The organism is Enterobacter asburiae (assembly GCF_008080435.1).
Lineage (GTDB): Bacteria > Pseudomonadota > Gammaproteobacteria > Enterobacterales > Enterobacteriaceae > Enterobacter > Enterobacter asburiae_C.
In genome coordinates, this window is the sequence record NZ_VRKN01000005.1 from 120466 (window position 1) to 140659 (window position 20194).

Annotated in this window: 22 protein-coding genes; 8 read left to right on the plus strand and 14 right to left on the minus strand. The window is 57.2% G+C overall.

Annotated elements, in window-relative coordinates:
- Positions 1-115 precede the first annotated feature (115 nt).
- Positions 116-1360, plus strand: a complete 1245-nt coding sequence (mtr, locus tag FU672_RS11590; protein ID WP_063143618.1) for a tryptophan permease — start codon at positions 116-118, stop codon at positions 1358-1360.
- Positions 1361-1445: 85 nt separating this feature from the next.
- Here mtr and FU672_RS11595 read toward each other — a convergent pair whose 3' ends face one another.
- The 3 genes from FU672_RS11595 to ubiU all read right to left on the minus strand — a co-directional run bounded on the left by FU672_RS11595 (position 1446) and on the right by ubiU (position 4413).
- Complete coding sequence (locus FU672_RS11595; RefSeq protein WP_148243347.1) at positions 1446-2453, minus strand: luciferase-like monooxygenase; 1008 nt, start codon at positions 2451-2453, stop codon at positions 1446-1448.
- Positions 2454-2531: 78 nt separating this feature from the next.
- Positions 2532-3410 carry a U32 family peptidase gene (locus FU672_RS11600; RefSeq protein ID WP_148243348.1) on the minus strand — a complete coding sequence of 293 codons (879 nt, stop codon included), beginning with the start codon at positions 3408-3410 and terminating at the stop codon, positions 2532-2534.
- A gap of 7 nt (positions 3411-3417) precedes the next feature.
- Positions 3418-4413, minus strand: coding sequence for a ubiquinone anaerobic biosynthesis protein UbiU (ubiU, locus tag FU672_RS11605; RefSeq protein ID WP_148243349.1), 996 nt, complete (start codon positions 4411-4413; stop codon positions 3418-3420).
- 211 nt (positions 4414-4624) lie between these two features.
- Here ubiU and ubiT point away from each other — a divergent pair, with 211 nt between their 5' ends.
- Together ubiT and FU672_RS11615 are read left to right on the plus strand one after the other, a co-directional pair.
- Entirely contained in the window at positions 4625-5149 is a 525-nt protein-coding gene (gene ubiT / locus FU672_RS11610) for a ubiquinone anaerobic biosynthesis accessory factor UbiT (protein WP_023333580.1), read from the plus strand.
- Positions 5143-5646, plus strand: a complete 504-nt coding sequence (locus tag FU672_RS11615) for a GNAT family N-acetyltransferase (RefSeq protein ID WP_148243350.1) — start codon at positions 5143-5145, stop codon at positions 5644-5646. The genes ubiT and FU672_RS11615 overlap by 7 nt, the downstream gene beginning before the upstream one ends.
- On the opposite strand, the gene FU672_RS11620 is transcribed toward FU672_RS11615, so the two are convergent.
- Positions 5633-5962, minus strand: coding sequence for a GIY-YIG nuclease family protein (locus FU672_RS11620; RefSeq protein WP_148243351.1), 330 nt, complete (start codon positions 5960-5962; stop codon positions 5633-5635). The two genes, FU672_RS11615 and FU672_RS11620, sit on opposite strands and share 14 nt — an antisense overlap.
- A gap of 14 nt (positions 5963-5976) precedes the next feature.
- Here FU672_RS11620 and FU672_RS11625 point away from each other — a divergent pair, with 14 nt between their 5' ends.
- Positions 5977-6411, plus strand: coding sequence for a YhbP family protein (locus FU672_RS11625; RefSeq protein WP_148243352.1), 435 nt, complete (start codon positions 5977-5979; stop codon positions 6409-6411).
- Here FU672_RS11625 and FU672_RS11630 read toward each other — a convergent pair.
- Positions 6391-6909 carry a type 1 glutamine amidotransferase domain-containing protein gene (locus tag FU672_RS11630; protein WP_023333577.1) on the minus strand — a complete coding sequence of 173 codons (519 nt, stop codon included), beginning with the start codon at positions 6907-6909 and terminating at the stop codon, positions 6391-6393. The genes FU672_RS11625 and FU672_RS11630 overlap by 21 nt on opposite strands.
- Before the next feature lie 128 nt (positions 6910-7037).
- Here FU672_RS11630 and FU672_RS11635 point away from each other — a divergent pair, with 128 nt between their 5' ends.
- Together FU672_RS11635 and FU672_RS11640 are read left to right on the plus strand one after the other, a co-directional pair.
- Positions 7038-7682 carry an NAD(P)H-binding protein gene (locus FU672_RS11635; RefSeq protein ID WP_148243353.1) on the plus strand — a complete coding sequence of 215 codons (645 nt, stop codon included), beginning with the start codon at positions 7038-7040 and terminating at the stop codon, positions 7680-7682.
- Positions 7683-7722: 40 nt separating this feature from the next.
- A complete protein-coding gene (locus tag FU672_RS11640) occupies positions 7723-8760 on the plus strand; it encodes a permease (protein WP_148243354.1) in 1038 nt (345 codons plus the stop codon).
- A gap of 50 nt (positions 8761-8810) precedes the next feature.
- On the opposite strand, the gene dolP is transcribed toward FU672_RS11640, so the two are convergent.
- The 4 genes from dolP to FU672_RS11660 are packed head-to-tail and all read right to left on the minus strand — an operon-like array spanning position 8811 to position 12508.
- Positions 8811-9386: a division/outer membrane stress-associated lipid-binding lipoprotein gene (gene dolP / locus FU672_RS11645; protein ID WP_029739641.1), complete on the minus strand. Its 576-nt coding sequence runs from the start codon at positions 9384-9386 to the stop codon at positions 8811-8813.
- Positions 9387-9395: 9 nt separating this feature from the next.
- Complete coding sequence (diaA, locus tag FU672_RS11650) at positions 9396-9986, minus strand: DnaA initiator-associating protein DiaA (RefSeq protein WP_003861754.1); 591 nt, start codon at positions 9984-9986, stop codon at positions 9396-9398.
- 21 nt (positions 9987-10007) lie between these two features.
- Positions 10008-10403: a YraN family protein gene (locus FU672_RS11655; RefSeq protein ID WP_028014533.1), complete on the minus strand. Its 396-nt coding sequence runs from the start codon at positions 10401-10403 to the stop codon at positions 10008-10010.
- Positions 10361-12508 (minus strand): penicillin-binding protein activator, encoded by a 2148-nt coding sequence (locus FU672_RS11660; protein WP_148243355.1) that lies wholly within the window; start codon positions 12506-12508, stop codon positions 10361-10363. The genes FU672_RS11655 and FU672_RS11660 overlap by 43 nt, the downstream gene beginning before the upstream one ends.
- A 62-nt stretch (positions 12509-12570) precedes the next feature.
- Here FU672_RS11660 and rsmI point away from each other — a divergent pair, with 62 nt between their 5' ends.
- Together rsmI and FU672_RS11675 are read left to right on the plus strand one after the other, a co-directional pair.
- Positions 12571-13434: a 16S rRNA (cytidine(1402)-2'-O)-methyltransferase gene (rsmI, locus tag FU672_RS11670; RefSeq protein WP_148243356.1), complete on the plus strand. Its 864-nt coding sequence runs from the start codon at positions 12571-12573 to the stop codon at positions 13432-13434.
- A gap of 5 nt (positions 13435-13439) precedes the next feature.
- Complete coding sequence (locus FU672_RS11675) at positions 13440-14420, plus strand: Fic family protein (protein ID WP_148243357.1); 981 nt, start codon at positions 13440-13442, stop codon at positions 14418-14420.
- 19 nt (positions 14421-14439) lie between these two features.
- Here the strand turns inward: FU672_RS11675 and FU672_RS11680 are convergent, their stop codons facing one another.
- From FU672_RS11680 to agaF, 5 genes are all read right to left on the minus strand, one after another.
- On the minus strand, positions 14440-16329 hold the full coding sequence (locus FU672_RS11680; protein WP_148243358.1) for an alpha-galactosidase: 1890 nt from the start codon (positions 16327-16329) through the stop codon (positions 14440-14442).
- A 20-nt stretch (positions 16330-16349) separates the two neighbouring features.
- Positions 16350-17222, minus strand: a complete 873-nt coding sequence (gene kbaY / locus FU672_RS11685; protein ID WP_148243359.1) for a tagatose-bisphosphate aldolase subunit KbaY — start codon at positions 17220-17222, stop codon at positions 16350-16352.
- Positions 17223-17234: 12 nt separating this feature from the next.
- A complete protein-coding gene (locus tag FU672_RS11690) occupies positions 17235-18383 on the minus strand; it encodes an SIS domain-containing protein (RefSeq protein ID WP_148243360.1) in 1149 nt (382 codons plus the stop codon).
- 246 nt (positions 18384-18629) lie between these two features.
- Entirely contained in the window at positions 18630-19763 is a 1134-nt protein-coding gene (gene nagA / locus FU672_RS11695) for an N-acetylglucosamine-6-phosphate deacetylase (protein WP_148243361.1), read from the minus strand.
- Complete coding sequence (agaF, locus tag FU672_RS11700) at positions 19760-20194, minus strand: PTS galactosamine/N-acetylgalactosamine transporter subunit IIA (protein ID WP_023333563.1); 435 nt, start codon at positions 20192-20194, stop codon at positions 19760-19762. The genes nagA and agaF overlap by 4 nt, the downstream gene beginning before the upstream one ends.

The window sequence follows — 20194 nt, forward strand, 5'->3', positions numbered from 1 at the left end:
ATATACAGCCCCGATACACGCTATCGGGGCTTTTTTTATTCCTTTTGTACTCTTGTACTGGTACAGTGCGTCGCATTAACATGCAAACCGCATGATTGACTGGAGAAAAGGCTGTATGGCGACACTAACCACCACCCAAACGTCACCTTCGCTGCTTGGCGGCGTGGTGATCATCGGCGGAACCATCATTGGTGCCGGGATGTTTTCCCTGCCTGTGGTCATGTCCGGTGCGTGGTTCTTCTGGTCGCTGGCCGCGCTGGTCTTTACCTGGTTCTGCATGCTCCATTCCGGGCTGATGATCCTTGAAGCAAACCTGAACTACCGTATTGGCTCCAGCTTTGACACCATCACCAAAGACCTGCTGGGCAAAGGCTGGAACCTGGTGAACGGGCTGTCCATCGCGTTTGTGCTCTATATCCTGACCTATGCGTATATCTCGGCAAGCGGCTCAATTCTGCATCACACCTTCTCGGAGATGTCGCTGAACGTTCCGGCGCGTCTGGCGGGGCTGTGTTTTGCGTTGGCTGTGGCGTTTATCGTCTGGATGAGTACAAAGGCGGTGAGCCGTATGACGGCGATTGTATTAGGCGCTAAGGTCATCACCTTCTTCCTGACCTTCGGCAGTCTGCTGGGGCACGTAACGCCTGCCACGCTGTTTAACGTCGCCGAAGTGAACACCTCCTACACGCCGTACCTGCTGATGACGCTGCCGTTCTGTCTGGCGTCGTTCGGCTACCACGGCAACGTGCCGAGCCTGATGAAGTACTACGGCAAAGATCCGCGCACCATTGTGAAGTGTCTGGTCTACGGCACGCTGCTGGCGCTGGGGCTGTATGTCATCTGGCTGCTCGGAACGATGGGCAACATCCCACGTCCGGAATTTATCGGCATTGCGCAGAAGGGCGGTAATATTGACGTGCTGGTGCAGGCGCTGAGCGGCGTGCTGAATAGCCGCAGCCTGGATCTGCTGCTGGTTATCTTCTCTAACTTTGCGGTGGCGAGCTCTTTCCTCGGCGTAACCCTGGGCCTGTTTGACTACCTGGCGGATCTGTTTGGCTTTGATGATTCTGCGATGGGGCGCTTCAAAACCGCGCTGCTGACCTTCCTGCCACCGATTGTGGGCGGCCTGCTGTGGCCGAACGGCTTCCTGTACGCCATCGGCTATGCCGGACTGGCGGCAACCATCTGGGCGGCGATTGTGCCGGCGCTGCTGGCACGTAAATCACGTAAACGCTTTGGTAGCCCGAAATTCCGCGTCTGGGGCGGCAAGCCGATGATTGCGCTGATCCTGGTGTTTGGTGCTGGCAATGCCCTGGTACACGTGCTGTCGAGTTTTAACCTGCTGCCTGTTTACCAGTAAATACATTGCCCGGTGGCGCTACGCTTACCGGGCCTACAGGGATCGCGTAGGCCGGATAAGGCGAAGCCGCCATCCGGCAAAAAGGCTACCCCACCAACTCTTCTTTCACCTGCATCGCCAAATCAAACGAATGCAAACGCGCCTGGTGATCGAAAATCTGGCCGTTAACCATAATTTCATCCGCCTGTGTTTCGCGCAGCACCGCGTCCAGCCCGTGACGCACTTTCGCTTTATCGCCTACCAGCGACATACTCAGCGCCTGCTGAACGCCATACTGTTCGGAGGCTGACCACAGCTGATGCATATTCTCCACTGGCGGCGGAAGCTGGCCCGTCTCACCGCGTCGCAGCTTCACAAACGCCTGCTGCATGGAGGTAAACAGGAATTCCGCGTCGCGATTGCTGTCGGCGGCAATGATGTTGATACATACCATCGCGTACGGCTTCTCCAGACGCTCGGACGGTTTGAAGTTCGTGCGGTAAAGATGCAGCGCCTGATGCAGCATATCTGGTGCGAAGTGCGAGGCAAACGCAAATGGCAGCCCCAGCTGTGCGGCGAGCTGTGCGCTGTAAAGGCTTGAGCCTAACAGCCACACCGGGATCTTCTCACCGTATCCAGGTACGGGGCGCACGTGGGGGTTCGGGTCACGCGCGTCGAACCAGTCCACCAGCTCAGCCACATCGCATGGGAAGTTGTCGATATCGCCGCTCATATGGCGGCGCAGGGCACGCATGGTTGGCTGGTCACTACCAGGTGCACGACCAAGACCCAAATCAATACGCCCCGGATAGAGGGTATTCAGGGTGCCAAACTGCTCGGCAATCACCAGCGGGGCGTGGTTAGGCAACATCACGCCACCCGAACCAAGGTGTAAAGTCGTGGTGTTTGCAGCCAAATAGCCAATCAGTACCGAGGTGGCGGCGCTGGCGATGCCCACCATGTTGTGGTGCTCGGCCAGCCAGTAGCGGTGATAGCCACGCTTTTCGGCCAGCTTAGCCAGATCCAGAGAGTGCGAAAAGGCTTCTCGTGCCGAGGAGCCTTGTGGGATCGGCGCCAGATCCAGCACCGAAAACGGAATGGTTTTGTCAGTCATAACAGCTCACTTTGTCGACGGTGAATCTTTAATACTGCATTAAAAAATGATAACCGTTGTTAACAAAGTGAGCCTTTTTTACGCCTGCAATTCCAGCCCGGCGAGCCGTCTCCAGTAGCCGTTGCAGTCGCTGTTTGCCGTCAACGGTAGCGGAGCGGCACCGTTTTCATTGGCGCGGAAGGCGTCCAGCATCGCGAACACGCCGGTATCCAGCGGCGACAGCCGAACCATATCCACCAGCCCGTCCATCGACGCCAGCTCGTTGCCGAGGTTATAGACATAGCCGCTCATGGTTTGAATACCGTTCAGGACAAACACCTGCTGATTCTCCTGTGACAACATGCTGCGTCCGTTCGGGTACTTGATGCAGCAGGTTTCGCACTCGTCTTTCGGGCGGTCTTCCGATCGCGCGGTAAAGCAGCGGGCGGAGTAGGCCAGCGGCAGATGACCATAGCTCAGCACTTCCACTTCAAACTGATTACGAATGCCCAGCTCTTCGCACTGAGTCAGCAGGTTTGCCAGCCAGTCGCGGGAGAGCTCTACCGGCATACACCAGCGCGTCATCCCCTGTTTGAGCAGCAGACGCAGGGTCACGGCGTTGTAGCAGTTCAGGGCATGACCCGCGACAAACGGCAGTTTACGCTCGGCGCACATGTTCACCACGCCCAGGTCGCTCGCCTCCAGCAGGAACTCGCCGTTCTCAACGTAGCGCTTCAGCTCGCCCAGTTCGGAAGAAGCCTGCACCAGCGCAAGCGTGGAGAGCACCACCTGCTTGCCGCTCCCCGCCAGGCTTTTCGCCATATCCAGCCAGTCGCCCACTTTGGTGGCGCGGCGCTTGCTGCACACCGCTTCGCCGAGGTAAATCACATCGGCGCTGCTGGTGGCGGCCTGTTGGTAAAAATCTTCCAGCGTCTCTTTTGGCCAGTAGTAGAGCACCGGTCCTAATGAATATTTCATGATTATCTCACTGCCATTTACGGTGATACGCGCCCAGCGTGGTTTGCGTGCCTTCGGACATCGATCCGAGCGTCTCCATCCAGGACTGCTGTGGAGCGTAGTTCTGCGGATCCGCCATGCAGCGGTCGATGGCCTGACGCCAGACTTTGGCTACCTGGCTCACGTAGGCCGGGCTGCGCTGACGACCTTCGATTTTCACCGAGGCAATATTGGCCGCCAGCAGCTCCGGCAGCAGCTCCAGCGTGTTGAGGCTGGTGGGCTCCTCCAGCGCGTGGTAGCGCTCGCCGTCGACCAGATAGCGGCCTTTACACAGAGTTGGATAACCGGCGTTTTCACCGTCCTGATAGCGGTCAATCAGTACCTCATTCAGGCGAGACTCCAGCCCCTGAGGGGTCTGCTGCCAGCGGACAAAGCGGGCAGGGGAGCAGGCCCCGACGGTATTCGGCGATTCACCGGTTAAATAAGAGGAAAGATAGCAACGCCCTTCGGCCATGATGCACAGGCTGCCAAAGGCAAAAACTTCCAGCGGCACTGGCGTGACGCGCGCGAGTTGCTTAACCTGATGAATAGAGAGCACGCGCGGCAGCACCACGCGGGCCACGTCAAAGTGTTGATGATAAAAACGTACGGCCTCTTCGTTGGTGGCGGATGCCTGAACAGAGACGTGGCGCTCAATATGGGGATAGCGTTCTGCCGCATACTCAAGCATGGCGAGGTCGGCCAGGATCAGCGCATCGGCACCCAGCTGTGCTGCCATATCCACCGCGCGCTGCCAGCGGGCATAGCCGTCAGGATGAGCAAAGGTGTTGATGGCGATATGCAGTTTGCGGCGGTGCTGGTGAACGAAGTTAACGGCTTCCTGAAGCTTTTTCTCCGTAAAGTTGAGGCCAGCAAAATGGCGGGCATTGGTGTCATCTTTCAGCCCGATATAGACCGCATCGGCCCCATTTTCGATGGCCGCCTTAAGCGCCGGAAGATTTCCGGCAGGGCAGAGCAGCTCCATAATTTATCCTGATGTAGTCGATCGCAAAATTGTTAACGAGCTGGGATTTTAATTAACCCATACGCGACAATTTTTGATTTAAGGCAGCTAATGGCGTATTGATGGCACCAATAATGAGGGTTAACGGACGACGGTTTGTTGATTTACGCCGCTATGTTGCGCTTCGGATATGGCAAAATAGCAGGACTATAGATATCAGGGAGTAAAGCTCGTGCTGGATAAACTGCGTTCACGTCTCGTACAATTTGGTCCATCAATGCTGAGCGTGCCGGTCAAGCTGGCGCCGTTCGCGCTCAAACGCCAGGTGCTGGAGCAGGTCCTGAGCTGGCAGTTCCGCCAGGCGCTGCAGGATGGCGAGCTGGAATTCCTCGAAGGCCGCTGGTTAAGCATTGAAGTGCGTGACATCGGGCTGCGCTGGTTTACCTCCGTTGAGAATGACCAGCTGATCGTACGCGAATCCGCCGAGGCGGACGTGAGCTTTAGCGCCAACGCCAGCGATCTGCTGATGATCGCCGCGCGTAAGCAGGATCCGGATACGCTCTTCTTCCAGCGCCGTCTGGTGATTGAAGGCGACACGGAGCTGGGCCTGTACGTTAAGAATTTAATGGATGCCATTGAGCTGGAGCAGATGCCGAAAGCGCTGCGCGTGATGTTAATGCAAATGGCAGATTTTGTTGAGGCCGGGCTTAAAACCCCGCCGGACGGTAAACACACTTCAGTAGGTGAGCCATGCTGATTCGAGTCGAAATTGGGATTGATGCGCCGGGGATCGATGCGTTGTTACGCCGCGCCTTTGCGAGCGATGCCGAAGCCCAACTGGTCCACGACCTTCGCGAAGACGGCCTGATTACGCTGGGGCTGGTTGCCACCGATGACGAAGGTCAGGTGGTGGGCTATGTTGCCTTCAGTCCGGTCATCGTTCAGGGCGAAGATCTGCAGTGGGTAGGCATGGCACCGCTTGCGGTAGATGAAAGCTATCGCGGGCAGGGGCTGGCACGTCAGCTGGTCTATGAAGGGCTGGACTCGCTCAATGAGTTTGGCTATGCCGCTGTGGTAACGCTGGGCGATCCAGCGTTCTATGGCCGATTGGGCTTTGAGCAGGCCGCGCATTACGATCTGCGCTGCCGCTGGCCGGATACGGAATCCGCTTTCCAGGTCCATCGTCTGGCGGACGATGCGCTCAACGGCGTCAATGGTCTGGTCGAGTACCACGACCATTTCAATCGCTTTTAATCAGGCTCTCGCGTAGCGCCTCAAAGGAGCCGTCTCCGGTCACGAGGCGCTCTTTCTGGCGCTTCGTCAGCTGCTTGATGCGGTATTCCAGCCTGAGCGCCAGCGATCGGTCGCCCACCGCGGCTGAAAATGCCAGTTGCAGTTCCCCTTTACCCCGCAGTGCCTTTGCCCCTTTCCCCGTTTGATGTTGTAAAAAACGCCGCGCCACATCGGTGGTGATCCCGGTGTAGAGTGCGTTATCAGCGGTTCGGATAAGATAGAGAAACCAGCACACGGTAAACAGATTCAGTATGTTAAGGTGAACGCACCATAGCATGAGAGAGAACGAAAATGGAAACACTGGCCGCCATTAACCGCTGGCTGGCGAAGCAGCATGTTGTCACCTGGTGCGTCTATGACGAGGGGGAGATGTGGTGCGCAAACGCGTTTTACTACTACGACCCTGAGCGCGTGGCTTTTTATGTCATGAGTGAAGACAAAACGCGTCATGCGCAGATGACCGGCCAGCAGGCAAAGGTGGCAGGCACGGTGAATGGTCAACCGAAAACGGTCGCGCTGATCCGCGGCGTACAGTTCAAAGGGGAGATCCGTCGTCTGGACGGCGAAGAGAGCGACGCGCGCCGTAAGCACTATACGCGCCGCTTTCCCGTTGCCGCTGCGCTAAAAGCCCCGGTGTGGGAAATCCGCCTCGATGAGCTGAAATTTACCGACAACACCCTGGGCTTTGGCAAGAAGCTGCACTGGTTACGCGCCGAGCAGGCGTAGCGCTTCGCGGTTAAACGCCGGGAGATCGTCCGGGGTTCGGCTGGTGATCAGCTGGTCTTTGTCGTTGACCACCTCCTGATCGTAAAACTCGGCCCCCGCATTTTTCAGATCGATAACGATCGGTTTCACAGCGGTCAGCTTACGTCCGCGGACCACTTCTGCGCTGATGAGCAGCTGCGGGCCGTGACAGATGGCAAAGACCGGTTTGCCGGTAGAGACAAAGTCCCGGGTGAAGGTCACGAAGCGCTCGTCCCCGCGCAGGGAATCCGGGGAATGGCCGCCGGGTAACAGCAGAGCGTCGAAATCTGAGGGGCTAACGTTATCAATGGTCTCATCAATGGTCACGGTCGCCTCGCCCTTATGGCCTGTCACCGTTTTGCCCGCTTCTTTCTCAATGGTGATGACCTCATGTCCCGCCTTGCGGAACGCCTCGGCGGGAGAGGTGAATTCTGAATCTTCAAACTCGTCGGTAATCAAGACTGCGATTTTCTTGCCCATGCTTCCTCCGTTGTTTTGGCTTCAGACTGATTTTTCTCCGCTTGTGGTAAATACTTACCTGTAACAGACTTCTAAGTGTGGTCGACGACGCTGAGTTCGCAAACGGACAATTCTGTAAAGGGGATAAGATGAGTCAGGTATTGATTACGGGTGCTACCGGGTTAGTGGGCGATCATCTGCTGCGGCTGCTGATTCAGGATCGCCGCGTGAACTACATCGCCGCCCCGACGCGTCGACCGCTGGCGGACTTATCTGGCGTCTTTAATCCGCACGATCTTCAGCTGACGGATGCGCTGGCGCAGGTGCAGGATCCCATTGATATCGCCTTTTGCTGTCTGGGCACCACGCGGCGGGAGGCGGGCAGCAAAGAGGCATTTATCCATGCCGACTATACGCTGGTGGTGGACACTGCGCTCACGGCGAAAAAGCTGGGGGCCAGACATTTTCTGGTGGTCAGCGCGCTCGGCGCCAATGCCGGATCGCTTTTCTTCTACAACAAGGTGAAGGGCAAGATGGAGGATGCACTGATTGCGCAGAAATGGGAGCAGCTGACGATTGTGCGCCCTTCGATGCTGATCGGCCACCGGGATGAACGCCGATTTAACGAGTCGATACTGGCCCCGCTGTTTCGGATCCTTCCCGGCAACTGGAAATCCATCGAGGCGCGGGATGTCGCCCGCGCGATGTTAAAAGAGGGACTGGCCCCGTCGAAAGCGGGCGTAAACATTATCCCCTCGGCAAAACTGCGTGAAATCGCGCAGGGCGAGGCGTAAACTCCCCCGGCTAATAACCTAATACTCTCCGGGGAATGCTATGACTGGTCAGTCTTCATCTCAGGCGGCAACACCTGTTCAATGGTGGAAGCCCGCACTCTTCTTTCTCGTGGTCATTGTTGGCCTCTGGTATGTGAAATGGCAGCCGTACTACGGTAAAGCCTTCACCGCCGCTGAAACGCACAGCATCGGTAAATCTATTCTCGCGCAGGCCGATTCCAGCCCGCTTCATGCGGCGTGGGATTATGCCATGGTCTACTTCCTTGCCGTCTGGAAGGCTGCCGTCTTAGGCGTGATCCTGGGTTCACTGATTCAGGTGCTGATCCCGCGTAACTGGCTGGTAAAAACCCTCGGACAGCCGCGCTTTCAGGGCACGCTGTTGGGCACGATTTTCTCCCTGCCGGGCATGATGTGCTCCTGCTGTGCCGCGCCTGTGGCTGCAGGGATGCGTCGTCAGCGCGTGTCGATGGGCGGCGCGCTGGCGTTCTGGATGGGGAACCCGCTGCTCAACCCGGCAACGCTGGTGTTTATGGGCTTTGTGCTGGGCTGGCATTTTGCCGCGATCCGCCTGGTTGCGGGTCTGGTGACGGTGTTGGTGGTAGCGACGCTGGTGCAACATATGGTGAAGGACAACGCGCCTGAGTCTGCGTCTGTAGAGCTGGACATCAGCGAGCCGCAGGGCGGATTCTTCGCCCGCTGGGGTAAAGCGCTGTGGCAGCTATTCTGGAGCACCATCCCGGTCTATATCCTGGCGGTACTGGTTCTGGGCGCGGCGCGCGTCTGGCTCTTCCCGCATGCGGATGGCGCTATCGACAACACGCTGATGTGGGTCATTGCGATGGCCGTTGCAGGCTGCCTGTTTGTGATCCCAACGGCGGCGGAGATCCCGATTGTTCAGACCATGATGCTGGCCGGTATGGGCACCGCACCGGCGCTGGCACTGCTGATTACGCTGCCGGCGATCAGCCTGCCGTCGCTTATCATGCTGCGTAAGTCGTTCCCGGCGAAAGCGCTGTGGCTGACCGCAGGGCTGGTGGCGTTGAGCGGGGTGATGGTGGGGAGTATTGCGTTGATGTAAAAAAAAGCCCGGTGGCGCTAGCGCCTACCGGGCCTACAGTCAGGTGTGGATTACTTAATGTAAGTAAACGCGGTGGTGACGTGCTTCACGCCGCTCACCCGGCTGGCGATATCGGCCGCCGCTTTCCCTTCACGGTCGGTCACCAGACCCAGCAGGAACACTTCGCCGTTTTCAGTCGTCACTTTCACGTTGGAGGATTTCACCTGGTCCGAGCCCAACAGCTGGGAACGCACTTTGGTGGTGATCCAGGTATCGGAAGAGGCGTCACCCAGGCCAATTGGCTTGCCCTGACGCACTTCGTTAAACACCTCTGTTGTCCCTTCAACGCCCATCGCAATCTGTTTCGCGCGAGAGGCGAGCTCCAGATTCGGGGCCTGGCCTGCCAGCAGCACTTTGCCCTGATAAGCCGTCACGTTGATACGCGCTTCTTTCTTGATCTGTTCGTCTTTCGACAGCGCACTGTTGACGCGCAGTTCCAGCGTACCGTCATCCACCTGCGTCCCCACAGTGCGTGGATCGGTTGCCGCTTTGGTGCCTACCGCCGCAGTACCCACAACGGCCGCTGCGATACATCCCTGAAGCAGTAATGCAGACATAAGGACTGCGAGGGTCGATAAAGCCTTCATAAGAACTCCTTAATCATCCTGGTGAGGGAAAAGCGTGTTATCGATCAAATCACATAAGCAGTTCACCGTGAGCATATGCATTTCCTGAATACGTGCGCTCCGGTGAGAAGGAATGCGGATTTCCACATCCTGCGGCCCAAGCAGACCCGCCAGCTCACCACCGTCATAGCCGGTTAAGGCCACGATTGTCATGTCGCGGGTGACGGCGGCTTCAACGGCTTTGACAATGTCCCGGCTATTGCCGCGCGTGGAGATGGCCAGCAGCACATCTCCGGCGTGACCCAGGGCTCGCACCTGCTTTGCGTAAATTTCGTCATGCAGACGATCGTTAGCAATCGCCGTTAAGACCACATTATCGGTATTAAGTGCAATGGCAGGTAAACTTGGGCGTTCTGTTTCAAAGCGATTGATCATGCTGGCAGCAAAATGCTGTGCGTTGGCGGCTGACGTGCCGTTGCCACAACAGAGGATTTTGTTGCCATTAAGCAGGGATTGCACCAGCGTCATTGCGGCACGCGAGATAGCATCCGGAAGGGCTTCCGCCGCGGCAATCTGAGTCTGGATGCTTTCTGTGAAGCACACTTTAATTCTTTCGAGCACGTTATCCCTTTTAAATCTTAATTATGCGTCTTCGCCAAAAGCGTTTTTAAGCCATTCGATCTCATTTCCGGTGAAGGCTATCACATCGAACCGGCAATCCACAGTATCAAAGCTCCCATTATGGCGGGCAAGCCACAAGTGGGCAGTCTGTAATAATTTATGTTGTTTGGCGAGCGTCACGCTGGCGGCAGCACCGCCAAAACGGGAGGACTGTCGAAAGCGGACTTCTACAAACACGATGACCTGACCGTCTTTCATGATCAGATCAATTTCGCCACCGCGCCCGCGGACGTTAGCGGCGATAAAGCGCAATCCTTTGCCTTCAAGCCAGCGACGCGCCTTTAACTCCCACGCATCGCCGGTCTCTTTACGGCTTAACTGGCCGGGACGATTTGCCCCTGCTGGTATTTGAGCCATGATAACTTCCTGTTGATGACGCAGTCCTGAGTTGCGGTCAGATCGCCGGTGTTGCCGTTAAGCTCAAAGCCCGGTACCTGACGCATCTGGGTAAAGTGGTTCGCCAGCGCCCATGCATCGACACCCATCGCATACAGACGCGCCAGCGAGTAATCGTTACGTACGGTACTCAGCGCCTGCTGCATCAGCGCCGGGTTGCTGCCTGCCAGCATCGGGATTTCACTGTACTGCAGACCGTCCATTTCCAGACGGAAATCCGGGCCTGCGGTGCCCTGCGCGCTGCGTGAGCTGGCGTAGAGGGTTGCGCCACTCTGGCTGCCGTTACGCATCGCGATCATCGGTTTGATAAAGGCGATCTCCTGCGGCGTGGCAACGATATAGGCCGCATCCACTTTACCGCCACCGCTAATCTGCGCGTCGGTAGGTGGGGCAGGGATCGTCAGGCCGCCAATCGTCACGCCCTGCTGCTGTGGCAGGCTCGCGGTGACAGGACTACCGTTAAGCGCGATACCCGCTCCACCGTTGACGCCAGCGCGCAGTTCAGAGACGGAACCGAATTTCTGCTGCAGCACCACGCCGCCGCCCAGCTTCTGCCACTCATCGGCAAAAGCATTGGCCACGCGATCGCCCAGCGCGCTGCGTGGGATGAGCAGCAGCGGAGCCTGTTTACCCTGCTCGTGAATATGACGCGCCGCATCGCGGGCTTCATCTTCAGGGGAAAGCGCGAAGTAGCAAATATTGGCCCGGTTCTGAACCTGCTCAGGCTGGTTGAGTGCCAGCACGTTCAGCGTGGTATTGCTCTTCATCAGCTCTTCCACGTTGTTTTTCAACAGCGGACCGACAACGATGCTTGCACCGTCCTGTTGAACCTGCGCCAGAACCTGATCAAGCGGTTGCGAGCTGGTGTCGTAGATTTTCAACTCAGCGCCCGGGTTGGCGCTGGTGGTTGCCACGGCCTGCGGCTGCGCAGCAGGTTGGGCTGCGGGTTGTGCAGGCTGCTGTTGAGGCTGTTCTGCCGTTGTGCCAGGAGCAGGTGCCGCTTGCGTCTCGGCCGGAGCCTGGGTCGCAGGTGCTGCTGTAGCCGGCGGCGTCGTCGGAGCCGTCACCGGGTTTTGCATCGTACCTTGCGCTGGAGCTTGTGCCGTGGTCAGGTCGCTGGTCTCTGCTGCTGACGGGCTGACAACATCATTCACGTTAGCCGCCTGGGCCGCCTGCGCGGGAACTGCGCTGCCGGTTACCGACGCAGTGCCGTTTTTCGCTGCTTCAAAGCCCTGCTGAATGGTACGGCCGAACACCGCCGCCTGGCCGTTGAGCGGCAGAAGCAGGGCGATTTTGCTGGTCGAGGCGGGCTTAAAGTTCTGCACGTTCACCAACTGGGTTGGCAGCATTTTCGCACCCGGGTTTTGCGGGTAGCGTGTCTGCCAGTCCGTAATACCGGCCTTCAACATTTTTGGATCGCTGCGGTTGTTAAACCACATCTGCTGCAGATCCAGCCAGCCCTGCAGGACGTTTTCATCGGCGTTGATGACCAGTGCCTGCGCCTGTTCCTGGGTCATAGAGGCAAGCGCTTGCCAGGTGGCATCAATATTTTTCTGCTTATCGGCACCGCCGAGCAGCGGCTCTTGCGCGACGAGGGCGCGGAGCAGCGTCAGGGAAGGACGCCCCTGCTCTGCGGTAATGCCCGCCTGCCAGAAGCGAGCCTGCTGATTTTTATCCAGCGCGCTCACGTCAATGTCACCGAGGATCTTCTTCGCGGCGGCGTAATCTTTCAACGCGACTTTCAGCTCGGCAGAGAGCAGGCTCTGCTCACGACGCTGGGTGTCGTTAAGATCTTTCGGCAACTGGTTAAACAGTTCGGCAGCCTGCTGGGTTTTACCTTCTTTCAGCAGTGCACGAATGGCGAGTAATTGCCAGTTGGTCTTGGTATCATTTGAACTCTGCGACATTTGTTGCAGATAAAAGCCAGAATCAGCCTGAGCAGAACCCTGAAGATGGGCGGTGCTCTGGTCAGGTGCCTGGGTGCCACAGCCTGCAAAGATCAGGGCTGCCAGCAGAAGCGGCACGCTGCGCGTGGCTTTTTTTCGAAGAAACGTTAACGGTACCATACTGTATCCAGTGATTTTTTTTACGCAATGCTCAATATTAAATCGGCAATACGGACGAAACAATGAAACAACACGAAACGGCAGATAATTCTCAAGGCCAGCTTTATATTGTACCTACTCCTATCGGGAATTTGTCTGATATTACCCAACGTGCGCTCACTGTACTGCAAGCTGTTGATTTAATTGCTGCTGAAGATACCCGCCACACTGGCCTACTGCTGCAACATTTCGCGATTAACGCCCGTTTGTTTGCTCTGCACGATCACAATGAGCAACAAAAAGCCGAAACGCTGGTGGCGAAGCTGAAAGAGGGGCAGAACATTGCGCTGGTCTCCGACGCCGGGACGCCGCTGATCAACGATCCTGGCTATCACCTGGTGCGTACCTGTCGCGAAGCCGGTATTCGCGTTGTGCCGCTGCCGGGTCCGTGCGCCGCGATTGCTGCGTTAAGTGCCGCAGGTCTGCCGTCCGACCGTTTCTGCTATGAAGGTTTCCTGCCTGCCAAATCCAAAGGCCGTCGCGACGTGTTAAAAGAACTGGAAGCGGAACCGCGCACCCTGATTTTTTACGAATCCACTCATCGCCTGCTGGAAAGTCTGGAAGACATGGTGACCGTCTGGGGCGAAGCCCGCTACGTGGTGCTGGCGCGCGAGCTGACCAAAACCTGGGAAACCATCCACGGCGCGCCGGTGGGCGAACTGCTGGCGTGGGTGAAGGAAGACGAAAATCGCCGCAAGGGTGAAATGGTGCTGATTGTCGAAGGACATAAGGCGCAGGAAGACGCGCTGCCTGCCGACGCGCTGCGCACGCTGGCGCTGCTGCAGGCGGAACTGCCGCTGAAGAAAGCGGCAGCATTAGCGGCGGAGATCCACGGTGTGAAAAAGAATGCGCTCTATAAGTATGCGCTGGAGCAGCAGGGGGAGTAATCCAAATGAGCTGCTATCAGCCTCCGTTCACCATCACACCCTTTATCCTCAATCAGGTGGTTGAGATTGGTGAGCTATTGGGGCATTGGGCGGCACATTCAGGTAGAACGTCTCCACTTCTCCGTAAAGAGAACCGTATTCGAACCATTCAGGCATCGCTAGCCATTGAACACAACTCGCTGACGACAGGGCAGGTGACGGCAATCATGGATGGCAAGCGCGTGCTTGCACCTGAAAAAGATATTCAGGAAGTACGCAACGCTATCCTGGCATATGAAAAATTGCCCGAATGGAAGCCCTGGAAGCTCAATGACTTACTCAATGCACACCGATTATTGATGATGGGTCTGGTCGATCATCCCGGAAAGCTCAGAAATGGAGACGTAGGGGTGTACCGTGGAAACCAGTTAGTCCACATGGCTCCGCCAGCCTCGCAGATGAACCGCCTTATCGACGATCTTCTTTCCTGGCTTAAGCAAACCGATCTTCACCCGCTGATTGCCAGCTCGGTATTTCATTACGAGTTTGAGTTTATTCATCCCTTTTCGGATGGAAATGGCCGCATGGGGCGGCTGTGGCAAACGTTGATCTTAAGCCAGTGGCGTGCAGAGCTTGCATGGCTGCCCGTGGAGACACTCATTCACTTCCAGCAAGCGCGCTATTACCAGATTTTAGGACAATGCGATCGGGCCAGTGATTGCACGGCCTTCGTGGCGTTTATGCTGCAAAATTTGGCCGAAGCTTTGCGGGAAGGCATCGATATGACATCCGTCATGTCGGAAAAAATGTCGGAAGAATTGTCGGAAAAGGAAAATACGATCCTTGAGCTTCTTACCGTTCAACCGCAAATGACCGCGGTGATGCTGGCCTCTGCACTGGGCGTGACTTCGCGCACTGCGGAACGTTATCTCCGTTCTTTGCAAACAAAAGGTAAATTAAAACGCCTGGGGGCAAGGAAAGGGGGAAGCTGGCAGGTCATGGCTTAACCTGCCAGCTGAACACTTTTTATTTTCCTGGCATCGCCTCAAACACCAGCGTTTCCAGCGGCTGCAGCGTAATCACCACCGCGTTTTTGTACTCTTCCGGTACGGTTGAATTACTGCCGTACACCGCTTTCAGACGAAACTGCGCCGCGTTTCCTGTCGGAATTTCGAAATCTTTCGCTAAATCCAGGTAGTAGCTTTGCGGTTTATCCGACGGGTTACGCAAGCCGAGAATCGCTTTGTCCTTGCTCCAGGATGCCCAGCCGTAAACCTGCAGTGCGGTCGGGTCCCCGCCGATCCAGTGGGTATCCACCAGCACGCTGGCGTTATCCCGCGACCATTTCGCCGCCTGTGCCAGGGTATCCCACTTCGCCTTGTTGAGCATGGATGGGGTGATATACAGCTCCTGCAACTGGGTGCCGGTCGCGAAGTAGCTCCAGACCTGATCGGCAAAATCGCTGTCCGTTTGCACTTTCTCCAGTCCGTAATAGGCATTTTCCGCGCTGACGATCCCGTGGTACATCAGTGAGTTCAGCGGGAACAGCGGGCCTTTGCGCACAATGGAGCGGTACGTTTCTGCATCGCGGTAGGTCATCCACTGCTGCACCGGCGTGCCGGGGCCGTACAGGTTGATGTCATCGCCCTGGCGCCAGATAGAATCAGCGTAGAACAGCCAGGATGGGCTGGCATTGGTACCGGTCGTCAGGTTGATAAACAGATTTGGGTTGGCGCTGCGCATGTTGTGCAGTAGAGCGATGGAAGCGTCAAAATCCGAGGCATAGGGACTGCCCTTGATATGTGAATTGGCATTACCCATCCCGTCCAGCTTGAATGAGGTAATGTGTTCGTTTTTGATAAGCTTAACGATCTGCTCATTGAAGTTCTTAAAGTAGTTCGGCCCTGACAGCGCCAGCTTCCCGTCGACGGTTTCGAACCCATACTCTTTTGCATGCGAGACGCGAACGTCGCGCGGCTTGTTGTAACCTCCCCACGGTGAGAGCCACAGTCCTACCGAGCTGTGCAGGCTGTCGGCTTTCACCCGTACCTTGCCAAAACCGTTGCTAAAAGCCGGGCCAAACAGCCAGCGCCCGGTCAGGTCATCCCAGCCATCGTCAAGCAGGAAGGCATCCAGCGCCACGCCGCGCCCGGTGATAAATTCCTTATTCCATTCATCCATCCGCCCCAGCACGTCCTGCTCGGAGTACGGGGTAAAGAAGCCGATATCCATCCAGCTGTTGTAGTGTAAATAAGGCTTATATGGGCGAGGACGCACGGCATCGATGAACTGGTTCACGCTGCGGCGTAGCTGGTTGGTCTCCGGGAAGGTACCGAAATACATGGTGTAGCTGACCGGCGTTTCAGGCTGAATGGGGGTTTTCAGCTCTACGTTGAGATTGGTGGTCGCTTCATAGGCGTAAGTATTAACGATGGGCTTGTCCGGCAGAATAAAGAACGAATCAGCAACGATCGGTGAGCTGTTGATTGCCCCGTTAACATAGGGTGCCTGAGACTGCTTTTTCGTCGGGAAGAAGGTCATTTTCGCCACGTCTCGCGGCTGGCCGACTGCGGCAACGGTGTAGTCGATGCTGGCGTATTTCCCCTTCACCAGGTTCAGCTTCACCGTCACGTTAAAGTCCGGATGGGTGAAATCAATGACAATCCCGCTGTTCTGCTTTTCGACATGCTTGATTTTAAAATCAGCGGTGTGGATTTTTGTCTCGTCCGGCAGCGTCAAAAAGAACAGCTCCTGCGGCGTGAGCGGATGGTTAGCCTTGCTGTCCTTAACCACTACCGTTGAGTTTGCGTCATCAAATGACAGGGCAATATTGTCGTTATTGAGCACGTAGTTCGCGGCCACCGCGCTATGGGAAACGCACAGGGCAAGCATAGAGAGTGCGAGGATTTTTTTCATCAGGATAAGCTCCTTTTTAATCAGGCTTCTGCCGGAAGCAGCAATCGGTTTGCCGAGCCGCACACGGTAATTTTGCTTCTGACCACCTCTTTCATGGCGTCCATTCCGACCCGCATGTAGAAACGCGGATCGTTACCCTGCGGGTTTTCGGCAAACCAGGCTTTAACCGCGTCAGAGAAGGCAATTTTCAGCTCGGTCGCCACGTTGACTTTGCACACGCCCAGCTCGATGGTGCGGCGCACAAACTCATCCGGCACATCGCTCGCGCCGTGCAGCACCAGCGGCACGGTGACCACTTCGCGGATTTCCGCCAGCCGCTGGAAGTCGATTTTCGGGCGTTTGGTATACAGGCCGTGCGCGGTGCCGATGGCGACGGCGAGGCTATCGACACCGGTCAGTTCGACGAAGCGTTTGGCTTCCTGCGGATCGGTGAGGAACGCGCTTTCGGCGTCCACGCTCATGTCATCCTCCACGCCGCCCAGGCGGCCCAGCTCGGCTTCGACGCTGCAGTCGTTGAGGTGGCAGAAATCGACTACCGACTTCACCAGCTTCACGTTCTGTTCAAACGGATAGTGGCTACCGTCTATCATCGCGCTGCGCACGCCCGCGTTGACCTTGCGACGAATATCGTCCAGCGATTCGTGGTGATCGAGATGCAGCGCCAGCGGCATGTCGTAGGTTAACGAGTACGCGCTGCACAGGGCGTAGATCTCTTCCAGCGCAATGTGCTTAAAGGTGCCCGGCGTGCCCGCGAGGATCACCGGCGATCGCATTTCGCTGCACACTTCGAGGATCGCCTGGATCGTCTCCGCGTTGTGGATGTTGAACGCCGGAACGGCGTAGCCTTTTGCCTGCGCGTCCTGCAGAAGATATTTCGTCGAGATAATACTCATAATCAGATCCTCTTAAGCCTGCCACGGATGAATAACAACGCCCTGCACCACGCGGTTGACCGTCCCACTGGCAGATGGCGTATCGGGCGTATTGCCTACGCTGAGTGACTGTGTGAGTGCAAAGACCTGGGCATACATCAGGAAGCAGAACGCCTGTTCCATATCGATAAACCGACGTGAAGGCGGCAGCAGAATGTGCGGACCCGCTTCAATGACCGGATCGTTTTCAGCGGCGATGGCGACGACGCGCAGGGCCTGGCGATCGCGGCGCAGCTCGGCCAGCAGATCCAGATCGTACTGACGCGTGTACGGATGGCTGGAGATAAACACCACCACCAGCGTTTCGTTATCGACCAGCGACTTAGGCCCGTGACGGAAGCCCGTCGGGGAATCGTAAAATGCCGCCAGCTTGCCCGCGGTGAGCTCCAGCACCTTCAGCGCCGATTCGCGCGCCGCGCCCTGCAGGCCGCCGCTTCCCAGATACACGATACGTTTCCACGGTTCGCTGCCAAAGACGCCGTGGCTGAAATCGCCGAGCGTAGTGAGGATCGCCTGACAGCGTTCGGCGACGTCGCGAAAGGTGTGGCTATTGATCGTTTCCGGGGCGAACACCGCCAGACAGCTCGCCATCATGGTGGTGATGCTGCTGGTCATGGCAAATCCGCGATCGTGCGTTTCGGCAGGCATCAGCAGGGCACAGGCGTTATCGCTGTCGACGGCGTTCTGGTACAGACTCCCCGCCTCGTTGCAGGTAATCGACAGGTGGTAGCACTCCGGCACGAACTGGTTTGCCAGCTCAACGGCCGCGACGCTTTCCGGGCTGTTGCCGGAGCGGGCAAACGAAATCAGCAGCAGCGGATGCGCAGGGCTGAAGTAGTCCATCGGGTTTGTGACCAGATCGGTTGTCGGAACGGCAGTGAAGTTTTTCCCGGTGTGGCTCGCGAGCCAGGGAGAAACGATATCGCCGATAAAGGCGGACGTGCCCGCGCCGGTCAGGACGATCCGCAGATCGTCCTTGCGCAGCAGCGGCGTCAGGAAACTGTCGATCGAAGCACGCAGGTTATCAATATTGTTGAGCGAGCGGATCCAGCTGGCAGGCTGCTGGCGGATCTCTTCCTCGGTCCAGGTGCCGGTTGTGGCGGCGGTAGTGGTTTGTGGCATAACTCAGTCCTTAGTCGTGTGAATTCCACATCAGACGCTGGCAATCGTGTCGCTATCTTTCGTTTCGTTTCACTTGTTCGCTTAAGCAGTTAAATAAAATCTATAGAAAAGAAATCGAAACTTCAATGAAAGAAAAGAAATAAAACGAAAAGTGTGATCGTGAAAGGAAAGGGAAAGTTTAAGGAAAGGAAAAGAAAGGCCTTACGATCGGGTGCCGTAAGGCCAACAGGAGACACAATGAAAGGGCTAAAGGGGGAGAGCCTGGCCCTGAATCCAGATCTGCTGGAGGTGTAAACCACCGTCCAGCGCAATGACATTGGCGCGTTTACCCGGGGCTAAGGATCCGAGCTGACCGTTAATGCCCAGCAGCCGGGCTGGGTGCAGCGAGGCCATATGGATAGCGTCTTCGGCGGTTACGCCCGCATGCTCCACCATATTCCTGACCGCGGCATCCAACGACAGCGTGCTACCCGCCAGTCCGCCGGAGCCGGTTCGAACCACGCCGTTTTGCATCGAGACCTCTTCACCGCACAGGGTATACCGTCCGTCCGGCATACCTGCCGCCTGCATGGCATCGGTAATCAGCACCACGCGATCCTGCGCGCAGCAGCAGCATAAGCGCATCGCCCCCGGATGAACGTGGTGGCCGTCGGCAATCAGCTCAAGCCACGCCCGTTTGTCCGTCAACCCTGCGCCGACCATGCCGGGCTCTCTGTGATGCAGCCCCGTCATGCCGTTGTAGCAGTGAACCAGCCCGTCGGCACCCGCATCAAACGCGGCGACGGTTTGCTCGTAAGTTGCAGCGCTGTGGCCCAGAATCACGCGTATACCGCGCTGTTTAAGATGGTGAATTGCCTGCAGCGCGCCGGGTTTTTCTGGCGCGAGCGCCACTACCCGTAGCGTGCTCTGTGAAACGTCAATCAGCCTGTTCAGCTCGGGGATATCCAGCTCCCGGAACAGCTCCGGCGGATGCGCCCCTTTGTTCTGAGGCGTAAAGTACGGTCCTTCCAGATAACTGCCCAGGATTTGCGCACCGGGTCCGCCAGACCGACAGCGCGCAGCAATTCGCATGAGCGCGCCGTGAATAGCCTCCAGTGGCGCGGTCACGGTGGTGGGTAAAAATGCGCCCACGCCTTCGCATGCTTTATGCACTGCCAGAGTGTCCAGCACGTCAGGCGCATCATCCATGACGTCCACGCCAGCGCCGCCGTGGACGTGAGTATCGATATAAGCCGGGCAAAGCAGTTCCGTGTCGCGCGTCGTCACGCCCGCCGGGATGGGTTCAATCGCCACAACCGCGCCGTTTTCAATGCGTAGCTGGTGGTCATCCAGCCAGCCCAGTTCGGTAAGAATCCGTCGCGCGCGCAGCAGTTGGCTCATATCCCTTCCTCGGCAGGGGCTTCCTCGCGACAGCGCCCCAGCTCGTCCACCAGGCTCGTCAGGCCGCGGTGTCCGCACTCCAGCGCCTGCAAACGAAACGCTTCACTGCTTAATCCGTCGCGCTCCAGCACCATCTCCAGCAGCAGCTGCAGGTTGGTGCCGGTAATCACTTCGCTGCCCGGCCTTTGCATGGCGAGCGTTGACGCCACGCGGAACGGCGTGCCGCCGAGCAGGTCGGTGAGAAACACAATATCGTGCTGCGCATCAAGTTCGCTCACCGCCTGCTCAAGCTGAGCGGTCAGCCGCGCGGTGGTAGACGTTTCAGGAAAATCGATGGCGATAAACTGCGGCTGCTCGCCAAGGATCTGCTTCATTGCCTGTTCAAGCCCGCTGGCAAAACCGCCGTGACCCGTCAAAATAATGCCTAACAT